The sequence below is a fragment of the Cupriavidus sp. 22TCCZM01-5 genome (genome assembly GCF_057798915.1).
On sequence record NZ_JBYOJR010000006.1, the window covers coordinates 199,144 to 221,209 of the forward strand.

Below are 22,066 nucleotides of genomic sequence, written 5' to 3' on the forward strand. Positions count from 1 at the left end.
GAACTGTGTTCCGCTGGATTAGTATATCGCAATGCGATCGCCATGCAAGCGGGATGAACACCAGCGTGTTCGATTGCCGCGCATGGCGGCCGACCTCCCACAGGAGCCAGCCTTGAGCAGCCTTTCTCCCGACATCCCGCCCGCCACGTCCGCCCCCACGGCGCGCGAGAGCGACCCCAACTTCGTTACCGCACTGGCCCGCGGCCTGGAACTGCTGCGCTGCTTCCGCACCGGCGAAGCCATGCTGGGCAACCAGGAATTCGTACGCCGCACCGGCTTTCCCAAGGCCACGGTGAGCCGGCTGGCCGGTACGCTGGTCCAGCTTGGCTACCTGCGCTATGACGAAAGCCTGGGCAAGTACGCGCTCGATGCGGGCGTGCTGGCGCTGGGCTATGCCTACCTGTCCGCGTCGGACGTGGTGACGCTGGCGCGTCCGCACATGCTGGCGTTCGCGCAGTCCTATGGGGTTTCGGTGTCGCTGGGCAAACGCGAGCGCATGGAGGTGATCTACTTAGAGTCGATCCGTAATGACGCGGGCGTGATGCTGGGGCTGGGCGTGGGCTCGCGGCTCTCGCTGGTATCCAGCTCGATGGGGCGCGCCTACCTGGCGGCGCTGCCGCCGGCCCGGCGCGAGCGCGTGCTGGACGAGTTCAGCCAGGCATTTCCGGAGCAGTGGAAGCAACAGGAGGCGCCGATGCGCGTCGCGCTGGAGGACGCGGAGCGCCGCGGCTATTCGTCCTCGTTCCGCGACTGGCACCCCGCCATCCATGCCTGTGCGGTGGCATTCCGGCCGGTGGGGGAGAAGGAGTTGCACATGCTGAGCTGCAGTGCGTCGTATGGGACCGTGGAAGAGACCGTGTTCCACGAGACCCTGGCGCCCGCGCTGAAGGCGCTGGCGGCGCGGCTGTCGGACCCGGCCGGCTGAGGCCGGGCCCGCGGCGGGCTGCGCTTACAGGTCGGTGCGCAGCTTCCACAACTCCGGGAACAGCACCACGTCGAGCATCTTGCGCAGGTAGCTGACGCCTTCGGTGCCGCCGGTGCCACGCTTGAAGCCGATCACGCGCTCGACCGTGGTCACATGGCGGAAGCGCCATTGGCGGAACGAGTCCTCCAGGTCGACAAACTTCTCGCCGAGTTCATAGAGTTCCCAGTGCGCGTTCGGATTGCGGTAGACCTCGAGCCACGCCGCCTCGACCGAGGCGTTGTAGGAGGTCGGCTGGGTCCAGTCACGCTCGACGCAATCGGCGTCGATGGTAAAGCCGCGGCGCGCCATCAGGCGGATGGCCTCGTCATACAGCGACGGTGTCTTCAGTGCCGTCTCCACCAGCGCCAGGTGCTCCGCCCGGTGCGCATGCGGACGCAGCATCGCCGCGTTCTTGTTGCCGAGGATGAACTCGATCTCGCGGTACTGGTACGACTGGAACCCTGACGACATGCCCAGGTAGGGCCGCATCGCCGAGTACTCCGGCGGAGTCATGGTGGCCAGCACGTTCCACGCCTGCACGAGCTGGTCCATGATGCGCGACACGCGCGTCAGCATCTTGAAGGCCGGCGGCAGCGTGTCTTCGCGCACCGATGCGCGCGCCGCGCGCAGCTCGTGCAGCATCAGCTTCATCCACAGCTCCGTGGTCTGGTGCTGCACGATGAAGAGCATCTCGTTGTGGTCCGGCGAGAGCGGATGCTGCGCGCTCAGGATCTGGTCCAGGCCGAGGTAGTCGCCGTAGCTCATGTCCTTGGCGAAATCCATCTGCGCACCGTGCCAGCGGTCGTCGTCCTTGTCCTGCCGTGCCGAGCCCGACATCGGGCATCCCTTGAATTCACTCATGATCTGCTCCGCTCAGGTCACCGCGCCACGGGCATGGAAGCGCGCGTCCCGGTAGGTTTGCGTGTCGAGCACGTCGCGCAGCGTTTCCACGGCGTCCCAGACTTCGGTAAAGCTCGTGTACAGCGGCGTGAAGCCGAAGCGGATGATGCGCGGCTCGCGGTAGTCGCCGATCACGCCGCGCTCGATCAGGGCCTGCATCACGGCATAGCCTTCCGGGTGTTCGAAGCTGACCTGGCTGCCGCGGCGCGCATGCTCGCGCGGCGTGACCAGCGCGAGCGGATGGTGGCGGCAGCGCTCTTCCACCAGCGCGATGAACAGGTCGGTCAACTGCAGCGACTTGGTGCGCAGGGCGGACATATCGGTCTGCGCGAAGACATCGAGGCCGCACTCGACCATGGCCATCGACGTGATCGGCTGCGTGCCGCACAGGAAGCGGCGCACGCCGTCGACCGGACGGTATTGCGGTTCCATGGCGAACGGCGCGGCGTGGCCCCACCAGCCCGACAGCGGCTGCCAGAAGGCGTCGCGCAGCGCGGGTGCCACCCAGACGAAGGCCGGCGAGCCCGGGCCGCCGTTGAGGTACTTGTAGGTGCAGCCGATCGCGTAGTCAGCCTTCGACGCGTTCAGTGCCACGGGCACGGCGCCGGCCGAATGGCACAGGTCCCACACGGTCAGCGCGCCGCGCGCATGCGCGAGTTCGGTCAGCGCGGCCATGTCGAGCATCTCGCCGCTCTGGTAGTTGACGTGCGTGAGCATCAGCACGGCGGTATCCGGGCCGACGGCGGCGTCGATCTCAGCCGGCGAATTCACCAGGCGCAGCGAGTAGCCCTGCTGCAGCAGGTCGGCCAGGCCCTGCGCGATATACAGGTCGGTCGGGAAGTTGCTGGCTTCGGACACGATCACCTTGCGCGAAGGATCGCGCGTGGCCTGCACGCGCAGCGCGGCGGCCAGTACCTTGAACAGGTTGATGGACGTGGTGTCGGTGACCACCACTTCGTTCTCGCCGGCGCCGACCAGCGGAGCCAGCTTGTTGCCCAGCCGCTGCGGCAGTTCGAACCAGCCGGCGGTGTTCCAGCTGCGGATCAGGCCCGTGCCCCATTCCTCGCTGACGACTTCGGCGGCGCGCGCGGCCGAGGCGCGCGGCCGCGCGCCCAGCGAATTGCCATCGAGATAGATCACGCCATCAGGCAGCGCGAACTGTTCGCGCAATGCGCGCAGGGGGTCTTGCTGGTCGAGCAACAGGCATTGCTCGCGGGTCAGTGCGGTCATGTCGGAAAGAGGCAAAGGGATTGCGGGGGATATTCAGGTGTATTCAGCCAAGGCTGCGCAGCACGGCGCGCACCGGGCTGGCATCGAGCCCGGCAAAGCGCAGCGGCAGCGCGATCAGTTCGTAGTCGCCTTCGGCGACGCCATCGAGCACCAGGCCTTCCAGGATGGCCAGGCCATGGCGGCGCACGGCGTTGTGCGCATCCATGGTCTTGGATTCCTGCGGGTCCAGCGACGGCGTGTCGATGCCGACCAGCTGCACGCCGTGCGCGGCGAGCAGCGCGATGGTTTCCGGCGCCACGGCGCAGAAGCCGGCGTCCCATTGTTCGAGTGGCGCGCGCGCATAGGTGCGCAGCAGCACGCGCGGCGGCAGGGCGTCCAGTGCGTGCTCCACGTGATGCGGCGCGACGACTGGCGTGGCGCCCACGCAATCGATCACGCGGCAGCGCCCCAGATAAGGCTCCAGTGCCACGGCACCGATCGGCGCGCCATCCACGGCATAGTGCAGCGGCGCATCCGCATGCGCGCCGGTGTGCGGCGACAGCGTGATGCGGCCCACATTCACCGGGCAGTGTTCATCGATCTGCCAGGCCGCTTCCTGCTGGAACGGGGTGTCGCCGGGCCAGACGGGCGTGGCGGGCGAAAGTGGGGGGCTGATGTCCCACAGCTTGCGGCTGTCGGCGGGCATGGCGGGGCGGTTTGTCATGTCTGCACGGCTACCGTTGGGCGGCGCCGGTGTCGTCCTCGATGACGGCATGATAGTCAAAAAAACCGGCAAGAGGCTTGCGAAATCCACTGTGTAAGGTGGCAGATTTCGCATAAAATTCGACAATGCCATTAAATAATGCTGGAATATTCGAATGAATCTCGATCCCATAGATCTGCGCATTCTCGAGTGCCTCCAGGAGCACGGCCGCATCAGCAATCAGGACCTGGCCGACCGCGTAGCCCTGTCGCCGTCGGCATGCCTGCGGCGCGTGCGGCTGCTGGAAGAGTCAGGTGTGATCGGCGGCTACCGCGCCTGGTTCGACGCCGAGCGGCTCGGGCTGGAGCTGGAAGCGATCGTGCAGGTCTCGATGCGGCACGACGTGGAAGGCTGGCACGATACCTTCATCGCGGCAGTGCAGGCGTGGCCCGAGGTGCTCTCGGCCTACATCATCACCGGCGACAGCAACTACATCCTGCGGGTGCAGGCGCGCAACCTGAAGCACTACTCGGATTTCATCGTGAACCGGCTGTACCGCACGCCCGGGGTGATGGACATCCGCTCGAACATCGTGCTGCAGCGGATCAAGACGGACAGTTCGCCGCTGGCCGTGCTGAAGGCCGCGGATCCAGCGGGAACTTGAGGGGAGGCTGCGGCAGGACGGCGCCGGGGCCGTCAGTCTTCCAGGGGCGAGGTGGTCGAAAAGATGCCGTTCTGGAAGACCAGCGGCGGTTCATTGCTGTCGAGCACGCCGCAGCGCTCGACTTCACCGACAAAGATGACGTGGTCGCCTTCGTCATAGCGGCTGCGATTGTGGCACTCGAACCAGGCGAGGGCATTGCCAAGGATCGGCAGGCCATTTTCGGACAAGCGGTAATCGACGCCCGCGAAGCGATCGCCCTTGAGGGTGGAGAAGCGCTTGCACAGGTCGAGTTGCGATGCCGACAGTACGTTGACGATGTAGTGCGAGCCGTCGCGGAACATCGGCAGGCTGTTGGCGCGCGTGGCCATGCTCCACAGTACCAGCGGCGGATCGAGCGAAACCGAATTGAACGAACTGGCCGTGATGCCGATAAACGGCGGCGCCCCCGCGGCCACGGATGCGGCACTCGCGCGCGTGGTAATGATCGTCACGCCGGTCGCGAACTGCGACAGCGTGCGGCGGAAATGCGAGGAATCGAAATCCGGCGATGCGGCCTGTCTGGCCTTCCGCGCCGGGACTTCAGGCATGCCCATCGCAAGGGCTCCACTGGCGGTCATGATGATTCATAGTTGGGGGTCGCGGCGACAGGGACAAGATCGGCCCGTCTGCGCACTGGCCTCGGTGTGCCAGGTAACGCTGGAGGCAAGGATTTTCGCGCCCGCGCTTCGATGCCGCGCGGTGCAACGATGTGGCCAGTCGGCGACAGATTCTTGAGAATTGTAACGGGTTTGGAAACTCGCTGCGCCGGGCGGGCCGCACTACGGCTCGCCCGGGGCGGTTAAGCCGCAGGCAACTTGCCTTATCTGCGCTTATGCTTAAGGTCGGCAGGTCGACACAACGCATGGATCCCGGGGGGGGGCGGCGAGCATGGAACACGAACTGGAGACGGCGACGCTGGGTGGAGGATGCTTCTGGTGCCTCGAAGCGGTGTACCAGCAAGTGAACGGCGTGCGCGCGGTGGAATCCGGCTATACCGGGGGGCATGTCAGCCATCCGACCTATCAGCAGGTCAGCGAGGGCGATACCGGTCACGCCGAGGTCGTTCGGGTGACATTCGACCCGGCCGTCATCAACTTTCGCGAGATCATCGAGATCTTCTTCGCGATCCATGATCCGACCACCTTGAACCGGCAGGGCAATGACGTGGGCCCGCAGTACCGCTCCGTCATCTTCACGCACTCCGAAGCGCAGCGTGCCGTGGCCGAGTACGTCATGCGGGAGCTGGTCGCCAACAAGACCTTCGATGCGCCCATCGTGACGCAGATCGAACCGGAGCAGCCCTACTGGCGCGCCGAGGCCAGCCACCAGAATTATTTCCAGGATCATCCGAGCCAGGGGTACTGCGCGTTCATCATTTCGCCGAAGCTGGCCAAGTTCCGCGAGCGGTTCGCGGGCAAGTTGCGCCGCTAGCCAACAGCGGCGCACGCTTACAGGCGTGCGGCGATTGCTTCGGCCAGGCGCACGCACGTCAGCGGTGCGCAGCCCTCGGCCTTGTTGCTGATGATGACGGTCGCGCTCTGGCCGGCGCGCAGCGTGCGCACGACCAGGTCGGCGATGGCTTCGCGTGTTTCGGGATCTTCATCCACCAGGCGATTGAACGGCGAGTAGATCGACTCGGCCACTTCGTATGGCCGGCCGGCATGGAGCATCCAGCGCAACACCAGCGGCCCGGGCGCGTCGGCATCCATCAAGGCCTGGGCCGAAGCCTGGCGGTGCACCGGCGGCAGCCGGTCACGCGCCGACAGGCAGAAGCGCACACCGTGCCTGCGCAGCAGCTTGATGTAGCGCGGCGTCAGCAGGACCGGGTCGCGCATCTCCACGGCGTAGCAGGCATGCGGTGTGATGGACGGATCCAGCGGCGGCAACGCGGCAAGAAAGCCATCGAGCCGTTCGAGGAAGGCTGCGCCGTCACTGGCCAGGCTGCCTAGCGGCGAGAGCTGGAACAACAGCGGGCCGCATTTGGTGCCCAGTCCGCTGGTAGCTGGCGTGATGAAGTCGCGGATGGCGATGCCGGCATCCAGGAAGGCAGCATTGGCCAGCCGTCCGGCGCCGTCCGATCCGCGCAGCCACGCATCGCAGACGCTGGCAGGCGCTTTCACCAGGAAGCGGAATGACTCCGGTACCTGGGATGCGTACGACAGATAGTCAGCCAGCGGGATCGGGCCATAAAAGCCGCGGTCGATGCCAGCCGCGCGCAGCAGCGGGTGCCGCGAGTAAGCGGCAAGACCTTTGCGCGAGAGCAGGCTGTCGCTGTAATCGCCGTCATAGACCAGTCCGTTCCAGCCGTTGTAGGACCACGACGAGGTGCCGAGATACAGGTTGGGCGGCAGCTGCTTCGCCAGCGCATCCAGCGAGGGATCGAGCCGTGCCGGCAGGACGGATTTGCCGCGCGAGGGTCTGCTCGAGGTGCCCGCAGCGCCGCCGTCGGCGGCGCGCGGTGGTGGCGAGGCTGGCGGGAGCCGCTCGCCAAACAGGTCTTCAGTCAATCTTTCTGGCCAATCGGATGGTCGTAGATATAGCGGCGCGACCAGGGGATGGCCGACGACGGGTTGCCCGCCTTATGGCACACGACCTGGTAGATCGACATCTGGTCGGTGTCGAAGGCGTGCGCGCAGCCTGCCAGGTAGACGCGCCAGATGCGGTACTTCTTCTCGCCCACCATATCGCGGATGGCGCTTGCGTGGGCTTCGAAGTTGTCGGCCCAGTGCCGCAAGGTCTGCGCATAATGGCGGCGCAACAGCTCCACGTCAAATGCTTCCAGCCCGCCTTCCTGCATGGTCTTCAGCACCAGCCCGATGTGCGGCAGTTCGCCTTGCGGAAACACGTAGCGGTCCATGAACTCGGAACCGTCCATCGGCGTGTCGCTCGGGTCGGGCACCGTGATGCCGTGGTTCATGGCGATGCCGTTGTCGGCCAGCAGCTCGCGCATGCGTCCGAAATAGCCGGGGAGGTTCTTCTTGCCCACGTGCTCGAACATGCCGACGCTGGTGATGCGATCGAACGTGCCGGTGATGTCCCGGTAGTCCTGCAGGCGGATCTCGATCCGGTCCGACAGGCCTGCCGCCATGACACGCGCGGTGGCCAGCTCGAACTGGTTCTGCGACAGCGTGATGCCGACGCAGCGCGCGCCGAATTTCTGCGCGGCGCGCAGCACCAGCGCGCCCCAGCCGCAGCCGATATCCAGCAGCGTATGGCCCGGCTGCAAGCGGATCTTGGTCAGGATGTGGTCGATCTTCTTGAGCTGGGCGGTGGCAAGATCCTCATTGCCCTGTTCGAAATACGCGCACGAATAGACCATGTTCGGGTCCAGCCACTGGCCATAGAACTCATTGGACACGTCGTAGTGGTACTGGATCGAGTTCTTGTCTTCCTGCCTGGTGTGCGTGAAATGGCGGGCCACCTTGGCCAGTGCGCCGCCGGCGCGCCGCTTGGCCGCCGCCGAGAAGCGGTAGCCCACGTCGATGATGTCGGTGAGCTTGCCGTCAAGGTCGATCTTCTCCTGGACATAGGCTTCACCCAGATTGTCCAGGCTAGGCGTGAACAGCAGGGGCAGGGCGCCTGCCTCGCGCACCGTCAGCGTCACGTCCGGCTTGTCGAAACGTCCCAACGGGTACTCGCTGCCATTCCACAGGCGAAGCTTGACGGGCAGGTTGGCGTGCTCGCGCAAGTCGGCGATCCAGTTGTCCAGTTGCTTGTCGAGGGCTTGCTTGAAGAACATGCGCGTTACCTCCTGTCGTTGCGGCACATGTGACGAACGAAGGCGCCGGGGGCGATGACAAGCAGGGCAGTCACGGCCCGGCGCGGCTTGGTCGCGGCAGCGGGCGTGCTCAGGCAAGCCGCGTGAACATTGCGCCACGCGGTGTCCGACACATTCCCAAAGCGACGCTTATCCCACTTTAGGACAATTCGCCACTATGTGCAGCACAGCCGTCAGGGCGACAGCCGCACGATCTTCCAGCCGTCAGCGGCGTCCAGCCGATAGGCGATGCGGTCATGCAGGCGCGACGGCCGGCCCTGCCAGAATTCGAGCGCGGTGGGAACCAGGCGGTAGCCGCCCCAGTGTGCCGGGCGGGGCGGGTTCTCGCCGAACTTGGCACGGTACTCGGATTCACGTTGCTCGAGCACATCGCGGCCCGCGACTTCCCTGCTCTGTTCGGAAGCCCAGGCACCGAGGCGGGAGCCCAGCGGGCGCGTGGCGTAGTACGCGTCGCTCTCGTCATCGTCGACTTTTTCGACGTGGCCTTCCACGCGCACCTGGCGCTCGAGCTGCACCCAGTGGAACAGCAGCGCGGCGCGTGGGTTGGCGGCGAGGTCGAGGCCTTTCCGGCTCTCGTAATTGGTAAAGAACGTGAAGCCTTTGTCGTCCATGCCCTTGAGAAGCACGATACGTGCCGAAGGTTGGCCGTCGGCGCCGACGGTGGCCAGCGTCATCGCATTGGGCTCGGGGAGCTTGGCGGTGACAGCCTCATCGAACCAGCGTTTGAACTGGGCGATCGGATCGGCCGCCACGTCCGATTCGTTCAGCGAGCCCAGTACATAGGTACGGCGGAGGTCAGCGAGTTGAGTCATGTCGCATTCGGTTGGAATCAGCCGGAAATCCGGTTGATTTGAGTATAGCGAATGCGCTGCAAGCCGCATTTGTGTGCCGGCAAATCAATGCGTCGGCGGAGAAAATTCTGCTTGTGCGGCGCGTGCCTGCCGCCGTGAGTAGAGGCCGGCCATGCCCATGGCGCCCGCCATGGAAAGAAAGATGGGCAGCATGCCCAGTGCCGTGCCGACCACGCCGAACGTGAGCGGCCACACCACCTGGCTGGTGTTGAGGACCGCAGAGCGCAGCCCCAATGCCTCGCCGGCACGGCCGCTGGGCGAGGCCGTGTGGAGAATGTTCATGACATTGGGCTGGGCACTGCCAAGCGCCAGGCCAAGGATGAAGGCCAGGCCGCACATCATCCAGAAATGGGTGACGAACGGGTAGATCAGGTAAGCCGTTGCCCCCAACATCAGCGCGATGCGGATGATCTTCCACTCCGACAGCCGGCGCGACACCATCGGCATGGCCACGCGAATCGCGAACGTGGCGATTGCGAAGGCCCCCAGCACCCAGCCGATCGATGACGGCGACAGGCCGATGCGCGAACCCTGGATCGGGATCAGGAACGCGTGCAGGTCCCAGGCGGCCGACAGCACCGCGCTGGCGACAAAGACTGCGCGAAGTTCCGGGTACTGCAGCAGGTCCAGCGTGGAGCGGCGGCTGCCGTCTTCGATGGCGATGCGCCCGGCATTGCCGCCCCGCGCGGGCAGGCGCGGACGTACCCACTGCAGCCCGGCCTGGCCGGCCAGCGCGACCACCACCAGCACGAGGAATGCGGGCCGGAACCCGGCATGCTCGATCACATAGCCCATCACGACCGGCCCGAGCGTGCCCGACACCGACAATCCAAGCGCATGCAGCGTGTAGTTGCGCAGGCGCGTGTCGTTGGTGGATACCTGGCCGATCAGCAATTGCATCGCCACCTGGACCAGCATGAAGCCCACGCCGATCAGCGCGCAGGAGAAGTACAGCGCGGCGATCTCCTGCCACACGGCCGGCAACAGCGTGCCGGCCACGACCATCAGCGAGCCCGCCGTCATCGGCTTGCGCGGACCGATCTCGTCGATGCGCTTGCCGGCGCGGATCGCGAGCAGCATGGGCAGCAGCGCATAGAGCGACATCAGCAAGCCCAGCGTAACGGTCGACGCCTTAAGTGAGATGGCAAACAAGGACACCACCACGCGGCTCGCATTGAACGCCACGTGATTGCACACCGTCAGCGCGATCAGCCAGCTGATCGGCGGGACGGCGGCATGTGGCAGCGTCATGGGGGCGGGCGGTAGATTCGGATTTTGTTGCCGACTTGCGACGGGCAACAAAAAAACAAGGGCGGCCACAGGCCGCACCTTCGGAAGGGCGCCGTTGCCGGCACCCGGAGTGTGCCATTTGTTTGATACATCTTGTAAATGGCCGTTTAATTATGCGCCGGCCGTGCGCATGGCACAACGCGCGAATCGCGCAGTGCGGCGAATTCATGCACAAGTGTTGTGAATTTGCTGCGCTGACGGTGCGAGGGTATCAGCCGCCCCGGTACAGCTCGGTGTCGTTCGCCGGGCGGTTGGCCGGCGCCGCAGGCTGGGGCGCCGGGGGCCGGGCGCCGTCGGCCGCCTGCTGGCCCGGTACGGTACGGCCTTCCTGCGCCTGATGGACCTGCTTGGCCTGTTCGGCGGCGCCCGGCTGTCCAGGCTTGCGCAATTCGGATGCGACCGCGCTGGCCGCGCCCGGAGCCTTCGGATCGCGGTAGGTCTTGCCGGGGGGCGGCGCGGCCGGCTTCTTACCCAGCTCCGCGAGCAGCTGGCCGCAATGGTTTTCCTTCGACGACGACAAATCCACCAGCGGCACCACTGCCGTGGCCACCGGCGCCGCCAGTGCCAACGCCAGCGCTCCCCCGGCCCGCAGCGCGAGCACGCCGAAATCGGGGCTTACACGTGGCTTCTTCAGCGTGCCGCCCACATAGAGCGGCGAGCGCAGCGAGAGGATCCGCACGCCCTTGGAGTCCGGATGGATCGTCATTGCCAGCTTTTCGCTGTTGAGGTCGACCGCACCTTCGGTGACGATCTCTGCGTCTTGCGTGTCCAGCACGAAGGTACGCGCCCGCGCGATGCCGTTGGTGAAGGCGAAATCGCTGACGCCGCAGTTGATCTGTACGGGCTTGTCGCCGAACAGCTTGGAAATGATCACGCTGCCGAGGTTCAGGCCCATTGCCTCCAGCAGGAACTTGCTCACGGTGCCGTTCTCGATGAGCAGCTTGGCTTCGCCGTTGGAGGATCCCAGCAACGCCCCCACCGAATTGCCTGCGGCAGACAGCTTGGCGCTGCCGTTGATCTCGCCGATGCTGGCCCGCATTGACTGCACGGTCGGGAAAAGCTGCTTGAGCTTGAGGTGACGCGCGCGCATGTCGATCATGGCGCCCATCGGCTCGCGCTTGCCGTCGAGGCGGATAGTGGACGTGAGATCGCCGTCGGCCACGCCGAAGTTGAGCGGGTCCAGCAGCACCACGGCATCCTTCAGCTTCAGGTGCGTCACGAGGTCGGTGACCGGCAGCCGTTCGTCGCGGATGATCCGCTTGCCGGTGAAGTGCACGTCGGCATCGATCGCATCCCAGCGCTCGGTGCGGAACGGCGCCACTGGCAGCGCCTTGTCGGCCGGCTGGCGCACATTGCTGTCTGGCGCTGCCTTGCCCGGCTTCGCGTTGGCGCCGATCAGCGGTGCCAGGTCGACGAAGCGCAGTTCGTTGGAGACCAGCTTGCCCTCCAGCAGCGGCCGCGGCGCGCGCTGCGTGAAGGTCAGCGTACCGCTCAGGTCGCTGCCGCCGACGCGGCCGGTAAAGCCGCGGTACTCATAAACCGAGGCGCCCTTGTGGATCGTTGCCACGAGCCGGCCGCGCGTTTCGTATGGCGGCGTGGACGGGAGCACGATGCCAGTCAGCGCGTACAGCTTGGCCATGCTGTCGCCCTGCAACTGCAGATGGACATCCAGCGCGGCGAGGTGCGCAGGGTTGGTCAGCGTGCCCTCGATGACGGCCCGGGTCGCACCGACGCGCACGTCAGCCAGCAGCGGATAGGGCAGGTTGATATTGCGCAGGCTGAGCACATTACCGGCCTTGCCGCTCGCGTTGATAGTCGCCTCGTTATACCGGCCGGTGGCCTTCCAGCGCAGGCCATAGCGCTGGTTGCCGGCCACGGCATTAGCCGGTGGTCCGGAAGCGGGCGGTGCGCTCGCCGCACCCGGCGCCGATTCGCTGGCCGCTGCCGCGACTTCCGGCGCGACCAGCGCGCCGTCTCGTGCCTTGTCATAAAGCGAGCCATCTCCGACAGTGTCGACTGTCGCCTGGAGCTCGATCTTCTGCGCCTGGTCGGACAGTGCCAGGTTGCCGCGTGCCAGCACCACTTCGCCGATATCGAGATGCCAGGGGGACTTCCCGGTTTTCGGGCCGGTGTCGAAGGTCCAGTTATTGCGGTTGTCGGCCAGCCGTTCGAGCCACACCGCGGGGCTGTCGATCACGATGGTCGGCACCGCGATCTCGTGTGTCAGCAGCGGCACCGGGCGCAGCACGAAGATCAGCTCGCGCACCGTCCCGATGTTCGGCGCCTTGGCCCAGTCCGGGTTGCCGATGGTGATGTCGCGCGCCGACAGCCGGGGCCACGGCACCAGCGTATGCCAGCCGGTTTCCCCCTCGCCCGTGCGCCAGGTGACGGTAAGGTCGCCATTGATCGCGAACGGGCGACCGATGGCCTCCGACACGCGCTCGTTTAGCCAGGGCTTCAGGCGGTTCCAGTCGAAGGTCAGGATCAGGATGACCAGCAGGGCAATCAGCAGGATCGGCGTAAGCACTGTCCAGAGAATGACCTTGCGGTGCACCGGCATGGGGTGTCTCCTGTAGGAGGGCGCCCGGCATCTGCAACTTATGCGGCGGACGGGACACTATGTCTATTGTATAGTTGCGCGCTTTGCTTACCTGTCGGGCTATGGCTGACAGGGTGGCGTGCGCGGCATGTGCGCGCCTGCACGTTTTTCCGCTCGGTTTTTCCGCCCGATTTCCAGCCCGCCGCCAGCATGAACGACGCTGTCCCCTCCCTGACCGACCTGCCGGGTTTGCCCGAGCCGCTGACCCACGAAAGCCCGGCCGACGATGATTACCACCGCCGCTTCGGCGGCGTCGCCCGGCTCTATGGCAATGCCGGTCTGGCCCGGCTGGAGGCCGCCAGCGTTTGCGTGGTGGGCATCGGCGGCGTCGGCAGCTGGGCTGCCGAGGCGCTGGCGCGCAATGCGGTCGGGCGCATCACGCTGATTGACCTGGACCACATCGCTCTGTCCAATACCAACCGGCAGATCCATGCGCTCGGCGATGCGTACGGCCGCGCCAAGGTCGAGGCCATGGCCGAGCGAGTCCTGGCGATCAACCCGCGCTGCCAGGTCACGCAGGTCGATGACTTCGTCACGCTCGACAACGTCGCCGAACTGCTCGGGACTGGCCTCGACTATGTCATCGACGCGATCGATGCGGTGCGGGTGAAGACCGCGATGCTCGGCTGGGCGCGCCGGCAGGGCGTGCCGGTCATCACCTGCGGCGGCGCGGGCGGCCAGTTCGATCCGACGCGCGTGCGCATCGACGATCTCGCCCGCACCATCCAGGATCCGCTGCTTGCCAAGGTGCGCGCGAACCTGCGCAAGGACTGGGGCTTTACGCGCGACCCGAAGAAGAAGTTCGGCATTGCCGCGGTCTATTCGGATGAGCCGCTGCAATATCCCGAGCCCGAACAGCAGGCCTGCGAGATCGACGAAGCGCCGCCGGCCGCTGCCGCGACGCCTGCGGCGGGTCCGCAGGGCCTGGCCTGCGCAGGTTTTGGCTCTTCCGTGGCCGTGACCGCGGTGTTCGGTTTCGTGGCGGCGTCGGCCGCGATCGGCGCCATTGCCAGGGGCGAAGCCTAGGCGCTCAGCGCGCCCAGCAGCGCTTGCGTTTCTCCCTCCGCGGGCGCGAGGTTGCTGAAGTAGATGAGTTCCGGGTATTCAGCCGGCTCCGGCATGAAGCGGCGCGTGCGATAGGCATCCCAGTGCGCGAGCTTGTAGGCGTCGTTGGGATTGCCGCGCCGTACGATGCGGTCGTGGGCCTCGTCCTCCGGCAGGTGCACCCACACGATGCGCACGGTGGTGTTGCCCGGCACATTCAGCCAGGCCGGATCATGGAGTTGATGGGCTTTGACTTCGCGTGACAGGGGCCCGACCACCAGGACGCTGATGCCGAGTGCCAGGTTTTCCCGCGCGGTGTCGAGCAGGCCCTGGTATTCGGGATCGCGCAGGTTTTCCAGGTAGGCCGGGCTGTCCCGGTCGTTCGGGTCGCCGGTGATGGCAGCCATGGCGGCCGCGCTGTAGCGGCCGTACAGCGTGTCCTTGTCGAGCAGGCAGAACGGCTCGCCGGTGGCCTGCATCAGCGGGCCGATCAGGCGATGAGCAAGGGTGGACTTGCCGGTGCCGGCATGGCCGCAAAAGAAGATCAGTCGTGGCATCGAAGAAGGCTTGGCTCAGGGGTGTCGCCGGTGGCGGCGCAACAGGAAGCATAACCTGCCGCGCGTTCGGGGCCGATTTGCGCAATATCAGATACCGCGGGGCTGATTTCGGTATCCTTTCTGTTTCTTTTCAAACCGCCCGCCGCGCCAGCTCCTTCCATGGATCCCAAAGACCAGCTTTCCACCGACGGCCTGCCTGCCCACCTGCTGCTGGGCGAACCGGTTACCGACGCCACCCATGCGGAGTTCGTGCAATTGCTGGATGCCGTTGCGCGTGCGGACGACGCCGGTTTCCTGGCCGCCATGGACGAATGGATCGAGCATACCCGGCATCACTTCGCCCAGGAGGAGTCCTGGATGGAGGCCATGGGATTCGGCCCGCGCCGTTGCCATGCCGGCGAGCACAAGCAGGTACTCGCCGTGGCCCAGGCCGTGCGCGACAAGGTCGTCAGCGACGGGGAACTGGACCTGGGCCGCCGCCTGGTGGCCGAGTTGTCGGGCTGGTTCGATCACCACGTCAAGTCCATGGATGCCATGATGGTCGAGCACATGCGCGAGAACGGCTTCACGCTGATCGAGGCGCCGGCTGGCCAGGCGGCCTGATTCAGGCGGGCTGGCCGGGAGGCGCCTCGCGGTCGATCACGACAAAGTACTTGCGCACCGGCTCCAGGACCTCGAACAGGCCGGTGAATCCGGCGGGAATGACGCAGGCATCGCCCGGCCCGAACTCGTTGGCGGCGCCGGCATCGTCGCTGATGCGCAGGCGGCCGCTAATCACGTGGAAAAATTCCTCCTTGCCGGCCGGAAAGGCAATGCGCCACGCACCCGGTTCGCAAGCCCAGATACCGCAATCGAAATCGCCATGCCGGGCGCTGTAGTGCGTCCAGGTGGTGCGGTCGGGATTGCCCGCGACGAGGCGGTCGGGGCGCGGGCGGTCGTGGGTAGGCGCGGGCGCGGCGGCTTGGAAATCGATCAGGCGCACGGATGCGGTCATGGCGGGTATGGCGGGTGGAATGCAGGAATCGGGCCCGCCAGTTTACCGCGCCATGTCTGGGTGCCGTCAGTTGAGCGAGGTGCTCAACTGGCGGCGCCAGCGCGATACCACTTCGGGCTGGTCGGCAAGCATGTCGAAGACCGAGATCATGGTCTTGCGGCCGATATCGTCTTCAAAGCCGCGATCCGTGCGCACGATGGCCAGCAATTGCTCGAGTGCGTGTTCGTACTGCTGCCGGGCGATCAGCAGTCGCGCCAGGTCAAGGCGGGCCGGCAGGTCTTGCGGGTCGGCCGCGACACGGCTCGCCAGGGTCTGTTCGTCAGGCAGGTCCGCCACGCCCTTCATGGCTTCCACGCGCGTGCGCAGGGCGGCGTAGGCATCGTCCTGGGCGGCTTGTGCGGACAAGTTGCCGAATTCCGCTTCCGCCTCGGCGACCGCATTGCCGTCCAGCAGGAAGCTGATATAGGCGAAGCGCGCCGCATCCGATCCCGGATCCAGCGCCAGCGCCGACCGGAAGGCATCGCCGGCGGCCTGCCGGTCGCCAGCGGCGGCCAGCGACTGGGCGTCGTGCAGTGCCAGTTGCGCCGGGTTTGGCGTGAGGCGCGACAGGAAGTCGCGCAGGCCCGATTCCGGCAGTACGCCGATGAACTGGTCCACCGCCTGCCCGTCGGCGATGGCCACCACATGAGGGATGCTGCGCACGCCGAAATGGCCGGCCAGCTCCTGGTTCTCGTCAACGTTCACCTTGACCAGCTTCCATTGGCCGTCGGCTTCTGCCTCGAGCTTCTCGAGCATCGGGCCGAGGGTCCGGCAAGGGCCGCACCACGGCGCCCAGAAATCCACGAGCACCGGGGCCTGGCGCGAGGCCTCGATCACTTCCGATTCAAAATTCTGCAGGGTGACATCGCTCATGGCGGCTAGCCTGTCGGGCAGGCATGGAGTTCGGCAATAGCAGGATTGTGAGGGCAAAGGCGCCAATTGCAACCGGCGCCGGCATTAACTTGAACACGCGATTCGGGGAAGCCACCGATTGAAAATAGAACGATCGTTCGGTTATAGTGACTTAATGCCTTACAAACAGGTCACCCAAGACCGCAAAGGAGACTCTTCGATGCAGAACCCTGCTCGCCCGCATTTCCAGTTCTGGCCAAAACGCGTGCCGACCTCGATCGTGCTGCCGGAGACGTCTCTCTGGTACAACCTGGAGGTTTCCGCGCATCGCTACGCGGACAAGGCGGCCATTCGCTATTTCGGCAAGGCCATCACGTTCCGCGAACTGGAGGCGCAGGCTACGGCCCTGGCGGGCTGGCTGCAGCAGAAGGCCGGTGTGAAGAAGGGCGACCGCGTGCTGCTGTACATGCAGAACTGCCCGCAGTTCATCATCAGCTACTACGCGATCCTGCGCGCGGATGCGGTGGTGGTGCCGGTCAACCCTATGAACCGGGCCGAAGAGTTCAAGCACTACGTCACTGATGCCGGCGCGCGCGTGGCGATCTGCACCGCGGACCTGGGCGCCGGCGTCGAGCAGGCGCTGTCCGAACTGGCGCCGGCCGAGCGCCTGCAGCACCTGCTGGTCACGCAATATTCGGACGCCCTGCCGAGCGCCCACGAGCACCCCGAAGACGCCCCGGCCGCCTGGCTGACCACGCAGCACCCGCTGCCGGCCGGCGCCACGCCGTGGGCCGAAGCGCTCGGCGCGGGCTTGCAGCCGGGGCCGCACACGGCAGGCCCCGACGACATGGCAGTGATGCCGTATACCTCCGGCACGACTGGCTTCCCGAAGGGCTGCATTCACACGCACCGTTCGGCGATGCACAACGTCATCGGCGGCTCGACCTGGTCGGGCAGCGGCGCGGAATCGGTGATCCTGTCGGTGCTGCCGCTGTTTCACGTCACCGGCATGCAGTACGGCATGAACGGCCCGATCTACAGCGGCGCCACGGTCGTGATGCTGCCGCGCTGGGACCGCGAAGTGGCCGGCCGCCTGATTTCGCGCTACCAGGTCACGCACTGGACCAACATCCCGACCATGGTGATCGATTTCCTGGCCAGCCCCAACCTGCCGGAGTTCGATCTGTCCAGCCTGCGCTACATCGGCGGCGGCGGCGCGGCCATGCCGCAGGCCGTCGCGGAGCGGCTGCGCGACCAGTTCGGGCTGAACTATCTGGAAGGCTACGGCCTGTCGGAGACCATGGCGCCGACCCACAGCAACCCGGCCGATCGTCCGAAGCTGCAGTGCCTGGGCGTGCCGACCTTCAACACCGACGCGCGCGTGGTCGACCCGGTCACGCTCAAGGAACTGCCGCCCAACGAGGTCGGCGAGATCATCGTGTCGGGGCCGCAGGTGTTCAAGGGCTACTGGGGCAAGGAGGAGGCCACGCGCGACGCCTTCATCGAATTCGAAGGCAAGACCTTCTTTCGCACCGGCGACCTCGGGCGCATGGATGAAGAGGGCTACTACTTCATCACCGACCGCCTCAAGCGCATGATCAATGCGTCGGGCTTCAAGGTGTGGCCGGCCGAAGTGGAAAACCTGCTGTACAAGCATCCGGACGTGCAGGAGGCCTGCATCATCGGCACGCGCGACGCGTATCGCGGCGAGACTGTGAAGGCCGTGGTCGTGCTGCGTGCGCATGCCAGGGGCAAGACCACGGCGGAGCAGATCGTCGAGTGGGCCAAGGAAAACATGGCGGCCTACAAGTACCCGCGCGTGGTCGAGTTCGTCGATGCCCTGCCCAAGTCCGGTACGGGCAAGGTGATGTGGCGCCAGTTGCAGGAAACCGAAAACGCGCGCAACGCGGGCGCGCAAAAGTCCACCGCCTGAGGCAGCAGGTTCGGCGCGCCGCGATCAGTGACCGCGTGCGCGCATGAGAATCTTCACCATCGACTTGTAGCCCCGGTCGCGCGCATGGCGCGTGGGCGACACGCCTTCGCGGTCGGGCAGGTTGGCGTCGGCCCCGGCGTCGATCAGCAACTGCACGATTTCTTCATAGCGCGCGCTGCCGTCGCCGAGGATCACCGCCTCGAGCAAGGCGGTCCAGCCAAGCTGGTTGACATGGTCGACGGCAATGCCCTTTTGCAGCAGTAACTTCACGACTTCCACGTTGCCATGCTGGCTTGCCGCGATCAGCGCGGTGCCGTCGTAGCGGTCCGTGCTGGCCAGGTCCGCGCCATGCGACAGCGTCAGCCGCAACACATCCACCTGGCCAGTGGCGGCTGCCAGCAGGAACGGACTATTGGATTCTGCATCCTTGCGGTTGACGTCGGCGCCGGCCAGGATCAGCGTCTTCGCGACCTCGGCGCGCCGGTTGTAGACGGCTGTCAGCAGCGCGCTGCGGCCGCGTTCGTCGACCGCCTGCGCCGAGGCGCCGGCCGCCAGCAGGCGGTTGACCAGTTCCAGGTCGCCCCCCATGGCGGCCGTGATCAGGTTGCGGTCCAGCGCGCTGATGCCTTCCGTGCGGTTGGGAACCTGTGCGCCGTTGCCGTGCGTGCCGCGCGGGGAGCCGGCGCCGTCCGTGCCTGCGGGGCGTGCAGCCAGGGTCGGGCCACCTTGGCCGGCCAGCAGGGCGCCGCAACTCAGGAGCCCCATCAGCCCAAGCATCTCGGCGAGCGCCTGGCGGCGGGTGCGGACAAAGGGGCGCGTCATGGCGTTCGCTCCTGGGTCAGACGGTCTCGCGCGGACTGGCCGGCGCGGGCAATGGCGACGCCTCGCCATCGGGCCGCTGTGGATGGGCCGGCCCGCCATGGCCGCCATGGCCGCGCTCGGCATCGGCGGCATCATGGGCCTGGAGCTGGCGCCACAGGCGACCGAGGTAGGGGTCGTCGACGCCATTGGTGGCCAGGCCCAGCAGCGTCTGCTGCAGGTATTCACGCGCCGGGCCGTAGAGGCCGACGGCATGGCGCAGCCGTTCCACCACGCTGGCGTCGGGCAGGCGGCCCGCATAGCCTTCGTGATCGCGATTCATGACGAACGCGAGCGCGCGCTGCTCCGGGCCACCGGCTTCGTCGGCTGTGCCGGTACGGATGCGCAGCCAGCGCGGATGGTAGGCGCCCGTCAGCATCTCGCGGCGCCACAGCAGCCGGAATTCCCGCTCCACGACATGACCCGGGATGCGGAACACCATGCCATGGCAGCAGCCGCCGCGGTCCAGGCCAAGCACCAGACCCGGGTTGTCCCAGGTGCCGCGGTTGATGCGGGAATACAGGTAGAAGCCGCGATGGTAGCCATGCACGGTAGCGCGCTGGCGCTCGGTATGCACCACCATCGGGTTCCAGATCAGCGAGCCGTAGCCGAACACCCAGACATCGCCATGGAGTGCGCAGTCGTCCGGGCGGCTGGCCAGCGCATCGCGCAGCGATCGTTCGAAGGCTTCTTCCGGCAACAGGGCGGACGCGACCGGCGTGCTGCACAGCGAGGTGCGCAGCCGGTCCGTTTCGAGGTCCTGTCGGGTAATGGCCATGTTGCCAGCATAATGCAAAGCCGGGCAACGGGCAGGGCCGCGAAGCGGCACGGCCGCCATATTTCGTCGCGGGCGGACAAGGGTGTGGGCGCCAGGCAACGGTCGGTCCGCAACGGCCGCCTTGTCCGTGATCACGCCGGCTTGTGATTGGGCCAGCCCGGGCTGGCTCAGGCTGCCACCTTGTCCTTACAATGGCAGCATCATCCCGACCTTGGAGAACCGGCAATGGCGCGTACGCTTACGGTGGTGTTCGGCAGCGGCAAGGAGTTCGAATTCACGATCAGCCAGGCCGAACTGGCATCGGTCGGTGAAGAGGCGGCGTGGCGGTGGTTCGACAAGGAGTACACCGAGCTCGATTGCCAGGCCTCCAGCCCGGTCGGCAAGGTGCTCGTGATCGACAAGATCCTGAACGTGGCCAAGTTTTCGGGGGAGTCGCGCTTTGCCGACGATACCGCCTGGGCGCAGGACTATGCGCGCCACGCGGCTCGCCTGCTGGACCGCGACAAGGTCCGTGTCGATGTCGGCAATGCCGCCATCGGCTTCTGAGCAGGTCCCGGGGCGAAGCGGGCGGTGCCCGCTTCGACGCCGGTGTCAGACCGCCAGCAGTTCCACTTCGAACAGCAGCGTGGCGTTGGGCGGAATCACGCCGCCCGCGCCGCGCGCGCCGTAGCCCAGGTCGGCCGGGATCACCAGGCGGCGCACGCCGCCGACCTTCATGCCCTGCACGCCTTCATCCCAGCCGCGGATGACATGGCCGGCGCCCAGTGGGAACACGAACGGATCGTTGCGGTCCTTGCTCGAATCGAACTTGCGGCCGGCCTGGCCGTTTTCATACAGCCAGCCGGTGTAGTGCACGGTCACGTGCTTGCCAGCGACGGCTTCGGTGCCGGAACCGACAGTGGTGTCTTCGTACTGCAGGCCAGACGGGGTGGTTTGCATGGTGTTATTCCTTCCGGTTGGTGCAAAAAATGCGGTTGGATCGGGAGAGCAGGGCAGGCCGGTGCGCGGCGCGTTCCGGGCCTGCTCAGCTTGCGGCGCGCTGGAGCACGTCCAGCGTCAGTTGCACATTGCGGTCGTCGTCGCTGACCCAGATTTCACCGTCCTGGATCGTGACGGACAGGCGCATGGCGCGTTGCGCCAGCGCAGCCAGGGCATCGACCGCGTCAGTCGGCACATTGTAGATCGTCACATTGCGCAGCTTGCCAGCCTTGCCGGCCATGCCTTTCCACCACTCGCGCGCGCTGGCGCCGTTGTAGGCATAGACCGTGACGCGGTCCGAGCGGGCGGCCGCGCGCTTCAGGCGCGCTTCATCGGGCTGGCCCAGTTCGACCCAGTGCTCGATCTCACCGGTCAGCTTGCGGTCCCACAGGTCGGGTTCGTCGGGTTCGTCCAGGCCGCGCGTGAAGGCGAGGGTCTCGCTGGCTTCGCAGGCAAAGGCAAGCAGGCGCACCATCATGCGCGCGTCGTTCTCGGACGGGTGCTGGGCGATGGTCAGGGTATGGCTGCCGTAGTACGGCCGGTCCATGTCGGACACGGACAGTTCGGCTTTGAAAATGGTGGATTTGAGCGCCATGAAGAAAGGTGTGCGGCACGCGTCGTCGCGACGCGAAAGGCCGCATCATACGTGATTCAGGCGGCTGGCCGTATGTCCGGCCCCGCCCCCTTGGCGCGGGCAGGTGTCAGCGCTTGCGGTATTCGCTGAGATAGAAGCGCAGCAGCGCCGACATCAGCACGGTTGTCAGGAAGGCGGCGGCGACCACCATGGCATTTCCTGCCGGGCTGTCGAGCTGGCCGGCAGTCGCGAGGCGGAACAGCCAGGTTCCGACCGTCATGGCCAGGAACGGCAGCAACAGCGCGCCGCGCCCGTAGGTCCGCACGGCCCAGAGCGGGAAGCGCCGCAGGAAATCGGCGGGGATGGCGCACAGCAGGCAGGCACCGGACGCCGCCAGCGCGGCGGCAACGATGTCGCCGGAGTGGATATCGATCATTGGCTGTCTCGCGTCGCCAGCACGCA

The 22,066-nt window shown here is 66.3% G+C and carries 24 protein-coding genes; 7 read left to right on the forward strand and 17 right to left on the reverse strand.

Features of this window, described 5'->3' with window-relative positions; genetic code table 11:
• Positions 1-82: 82 nt before the first annotated feature.
• Positions 83-925 (forward strand): IclR family transcriptional regulator, encoded by an 843-nt coding sequence (locus tag AC3FNH_RS08555; protein WP_488719742.1) that lies wholly within the window; start codon positions 83-85, stop codon positions 923-925.
• Between the two features lie 24 nt (positions 926-949).
• Here the strand turns inward: AC3FNH_RS08555 and kynA are convergent, their stop codons facing one another.
• The 3 genes from kynA to kynB are packed head-to-tail and all read right to left on the reverse strand — an operon-like array spanning position 950 to position 3,797.
• A complete protein-coding gene (kynA, locus tag AC3FNH_RS08560; protein ID WP_488719743.1) occupies positions 950-1,825 on the reverse strand; it encodes a tryptophan 2,3-dioxygenase in 876 nt (291 codons plus the stop codon).
• 12 nt (positions 1,826-1,837) lie between these two features.
• Complete coding sequence (gene kynU / locus AC3FNH_RS08565; RefSeq protein WP_488719744.1) at positions 1,838-3,094, reverse strand: kynureninase; 1,257 nt, start codon at positions 3,092-3,094, stop codon at positions 1,838-1,840.
• A gap of 43 nt (positions 3,095-3,137) precedes the next feature.
• Positions 3,138-3,797 (reverse strand): arylformamidase, encoded by a 660-nt coding sequence (kynB, locus tag AC3FNH_RS08570; protein WP_488719745.1) that lies wholly within the window; start codon positions 3,795-3,797, stop codon positions 3,138-3,140.
• A gap of 154 nt (positions 3,798-3,951) precedes the next feature.
• Here kynB and AC3FNH_RS08575 point away from each other — a divergent pair, with 154 nt between their 5' ends.
• Positions 3,952-4,440, forward strand: a complete 489-nt coding sequence (locus AC3FNH_RS08575; protein WP_276098147.1) for an Lrp/AsnC family transcriptional regulator — start codon at positions 3,952-3,954, stop codon at positions 4,438-4,440.
• A gap of 32 nt (positions 4,441-4,472) precedes the next feature.
• On the opposite strand, the gene AC3FNH_RS08580 is transcribed toward AC3FNH_RS08575, so the two are convergent.
• The gene (locus tag AC3FNH_RS08580; RefSeq protein WP_488719782.1) at positions 4,473-5,033 is read right to left on the reverse strand and encodes a flavin reductase family protein; all 561 of its coding nucleotides are present in this window, start codon (positions 5,031-5,033) and stop codon (positions 4,473-4,475) included.
• A gap of 334 nt (positions 5,034-5,367) precedes the next feature.
• Between AC3FNH_RS08580 and msrA the strand changes: the two genes are divergently transcribed.
• Complete coding sequence (gene msrA / locus AC3FNH_RS08585; protein WP_276098146.1) at positions 5,368-5,910, forward strand: peptide-methionine (S)-S-oxide reductase MsrA; 543 nt, start codon at positions 5,368-5,370, stop codon at positions 5,908-5,910.
• Between the two features lie 17 nt (positions 5,911-5,927).
• Here the strand turns inward: msrA and AC3FNH_RS08590 are convergent, their stop codons facing one another.
• The 5 genes from AC3FNH_RS08590 to AC3FNH_RS08610 form a co-directional block, all read right to left on the reverse strand.
• A complete protein-coding gene (locus tag AC3FNH_RS08590; RefSeq protein ID WP_488719746.1) occupies positions 5,928-6,986 on the reverse strand; it encodes a DUF72 domain-containing protein in 1,059 nt (352 codons plus the stop codon).
• Positions 6,983-8,218: a class I SAM-dependent methyltransferase gene (locus tag AC3FNH_RS08595; RefSeq protein ID WP_488719747.1), complete on the reverse strand. Its 1,236-nt coding sequence runs from the start codon at positions 8,216-8,218 to the stop codon at positions 6,983-6,985. Before AC3FNH_RS08595 ends, AC3FNH_RS08590 begins: the two co-directional genes overlap by 4 nt.
• Before the next feature lie 212 nt (positions 8,219-8,430).
• On the reverse strand, positions 8,431-9,069 hold the full coding sequence (gene pdxH / locus AC3FNH_RS08600) for a pyridoxamine 5'-phosphate oxidase (protein WP_276098143.1): 639 nt from the start codon (positions 9,067-9,069) through the stop codon (positions 8,431-8,433).
• An 84-nt stretch (positions 9,070-9,153) separates the two neighbouring features.
• Positions 9,154-10,359 (reverse strand): MFS transporter, encoded by a 1,206-nt coding sequence (locus AC3FNH_RS08605; protein WP_276098142.1) that lies wholly within the window; start codon positions 10,357-10,359, stop codon positions 9,154-9,156.
• Positions 10,360-10,609: 250 nt separating this feature from the next.
• Positions 10,610-12,958, reverse strand: a complete 2,349-nt coding sequence (locus tag AC3FNH_RS08610; protein ID WP_276098141.1) for an AsmA family protein — start codon at positions 12,956-12,958, stop codon at positions 10,610-10,612.
• A gap of 189 nt (positions 12,959-13,147) precedes the next feature.
• Here AC3FNH_RS08610 and tcdA point away from each other — a divergent pair, with 189 nt between their 5' ends.
• Positions 13,148-14,023: a tRNA cyclic N6-threonylcarbamoyladenosine(37) synthase TcdA gene (gene tcdA, locus AC3FNH_RS08615; protein ID WP_488719748.1), complete on the forward strand. Its 876-nt coding sequence runs from the start codon at positions 13,148-13,150 to the stop codon at positions 14,021-14,023.
• Here the strand turns inward: tcdA and AC3FNH_RS08620 are convergent.
• Positions 14,020-14,598 (reverse strand): P-loop nucleotide/nucleoside kinase family protein, encoded by a 579-nt coding sequence (locus AC3FNH_RS08620; RefSeq protein WP_488719749.1) that lies wholly within the window; start codon positions 14,596-14,598, stop codon positions 14,020-14,022. The two genes, tcdA and AC3FNH_RS08620, sit on opposite strands and share 4 nt — an antisense overlap.
• Positions 14,599-14,757: 159 nt before the next feature.
• On the opposite strand from AC3FNH_RS08620, the gene AC3FNH_RS08625 reads away from it, so the two are divergent.
• Positions 14,758-15,201: a bacteriohemerythrin gene (locus tag AC3FNH_RS08625; RefSeq protein ID WP_488719750.1), complete on the forward strand. Its 444-nt coding sequence runs from the start codon at positions 14,758-14,760 to the stop codon at positions 15,199-15,201.
• Position 15,202: 1 nt separating this feature from the next.
• On the opposite strand, the gene AC3FNH_RS08630 is transcribed toward AC3FNH_RS08625, so the two are convergent.
• Both AC3FNH_RS08630 and trxA read right to left on the reverse strand, forming a co-directional pair.
• Positions 15,203-15,592, reverse strand: a complete 390-nt coding sequence (locus AC3FNH_RS08630; protein ID WP_276098137.1) for a cupin domain-containing protein — start codon at positions 15,590-15,592, stop codon at positions 15,203-15,205.
• A 66-nt stretch (positions 15,593-15,658) separates the two neighbouring features.
• Positions 15,659-16,504, reverse strand: a complete 846-nt coding sequence (gene trxA / locus AC3FNH_RS08635; protein ID WP_488719751.1) for a thioredoxin — start codon at positions 16,502-16,504, stop codon at positions 15,659-15,661.
• Between the two features lie 199 nt (positions 16,505-16,703).
• On the opposite strand from trxA, the gene AC3FNH_RS08640 reads away from it, so the two are divergent.
• Positions 16,704-18,416 (forward strand): long-chain fatty acid--CoA ligase, encoded by a 1,713-nt coding sequence (locus AC3FNH_RS08640; protein ID WP_488719752.1) that lies wholly within the window; start codon positions 16,704-16,706, stop codon positions 18,414-18,416.
• A gap of 24 nt (positions 18,417-18,440) precedes the next feature.
• Here AC3FNH_RS08640 and AC3FNH_RS08645 read toward each other — a convergent pair whose 3' ends face one another.
• On the reverse strand, positions 18,441-19,238 hold the full coding sequence (locus AC3FNH_RS08645) for an ankyrin repeat domain-containing protein (protein ID WP_488719753.1): 798 nt from the start codon (positions 19,236-19,238) through the stop codon (positions 18,441-18,443).
• A 16-nt stretch (positions 19,239-19,254) separates the two neighbouring features.
• Positions 19,255-20,052 carry a gamma-glutamylcyclotransferase gene (locus tag AC3FNH_RS08650; RefSeq protein WP_488719754.1) on the reverse strand — a complete coding sequence of 266 codons (798 nt, stop codon included), beginning with the start codon at positions 20,050-20,052 and terminating at the stop codon, positions 19,255-19,257.
• Positions 20,053-20,277: 225 nt separating this feature from the next.
• On the opposite strand from AC3FNH_RS08650, the gene AC3FNH_RS08655 reads away from it, so the two are divergent.
• Positions 20,278-20,598 (forward strand): hypothetical protein, encoded by a 321-nt coding sequence (locus tag AC3FNH_RS08655; protein ID WP_276098132.1) that lies wholly within the window; start codon positions 20,278-20,280, stop codon positions 20,596-20,598.
• A gap of 45 nt (positions 20,599-20,643) precedes the next feature.
• Here the strand turns inward: AC3FNH_RS08655 and AC3FNH_RS08660 are convergent, their stop codons facing one another.
• From AC3FNH_RS08660 to AC3FNH_RS08670, 3 genes are all read right to left on the reverse strand, one after another.
• Entirely contained in the window at positions 20,644-20,991 is a 348-nt protein-coding gene (locus AC3FNH_RS08660) for an FKBP-type peptidyl-prolyl cis-trans isomerase (protein WP_276098131.1), read from the reverse strand.
• A gap of 85 nt (positions 20,992-21,076) precedes the next feature.
• Positions 21,077-21,625, reverse strand: coding sequence for a YaeQ family protein (locus tag AC3FNH_RS08665; protein WP_488719755.1), 549 nt, complete (start codon positions 21,623-21,625; stop codon positions 21,077-21,079).
• A 106-nt stretch (positions 21,626-21,731) separates the two neighbouring features.
• Entirely contained in the window at positions 21,732-22,040 is a 309-nt protein-coding gene (locus AC3FNH_RS08670; protein ID WP_488719756.1) for a hypothetical protein, read from the reverse strand.
• Between the last annotated feature and the right edge of the window lie 26 nt (positions 22,041-22,066).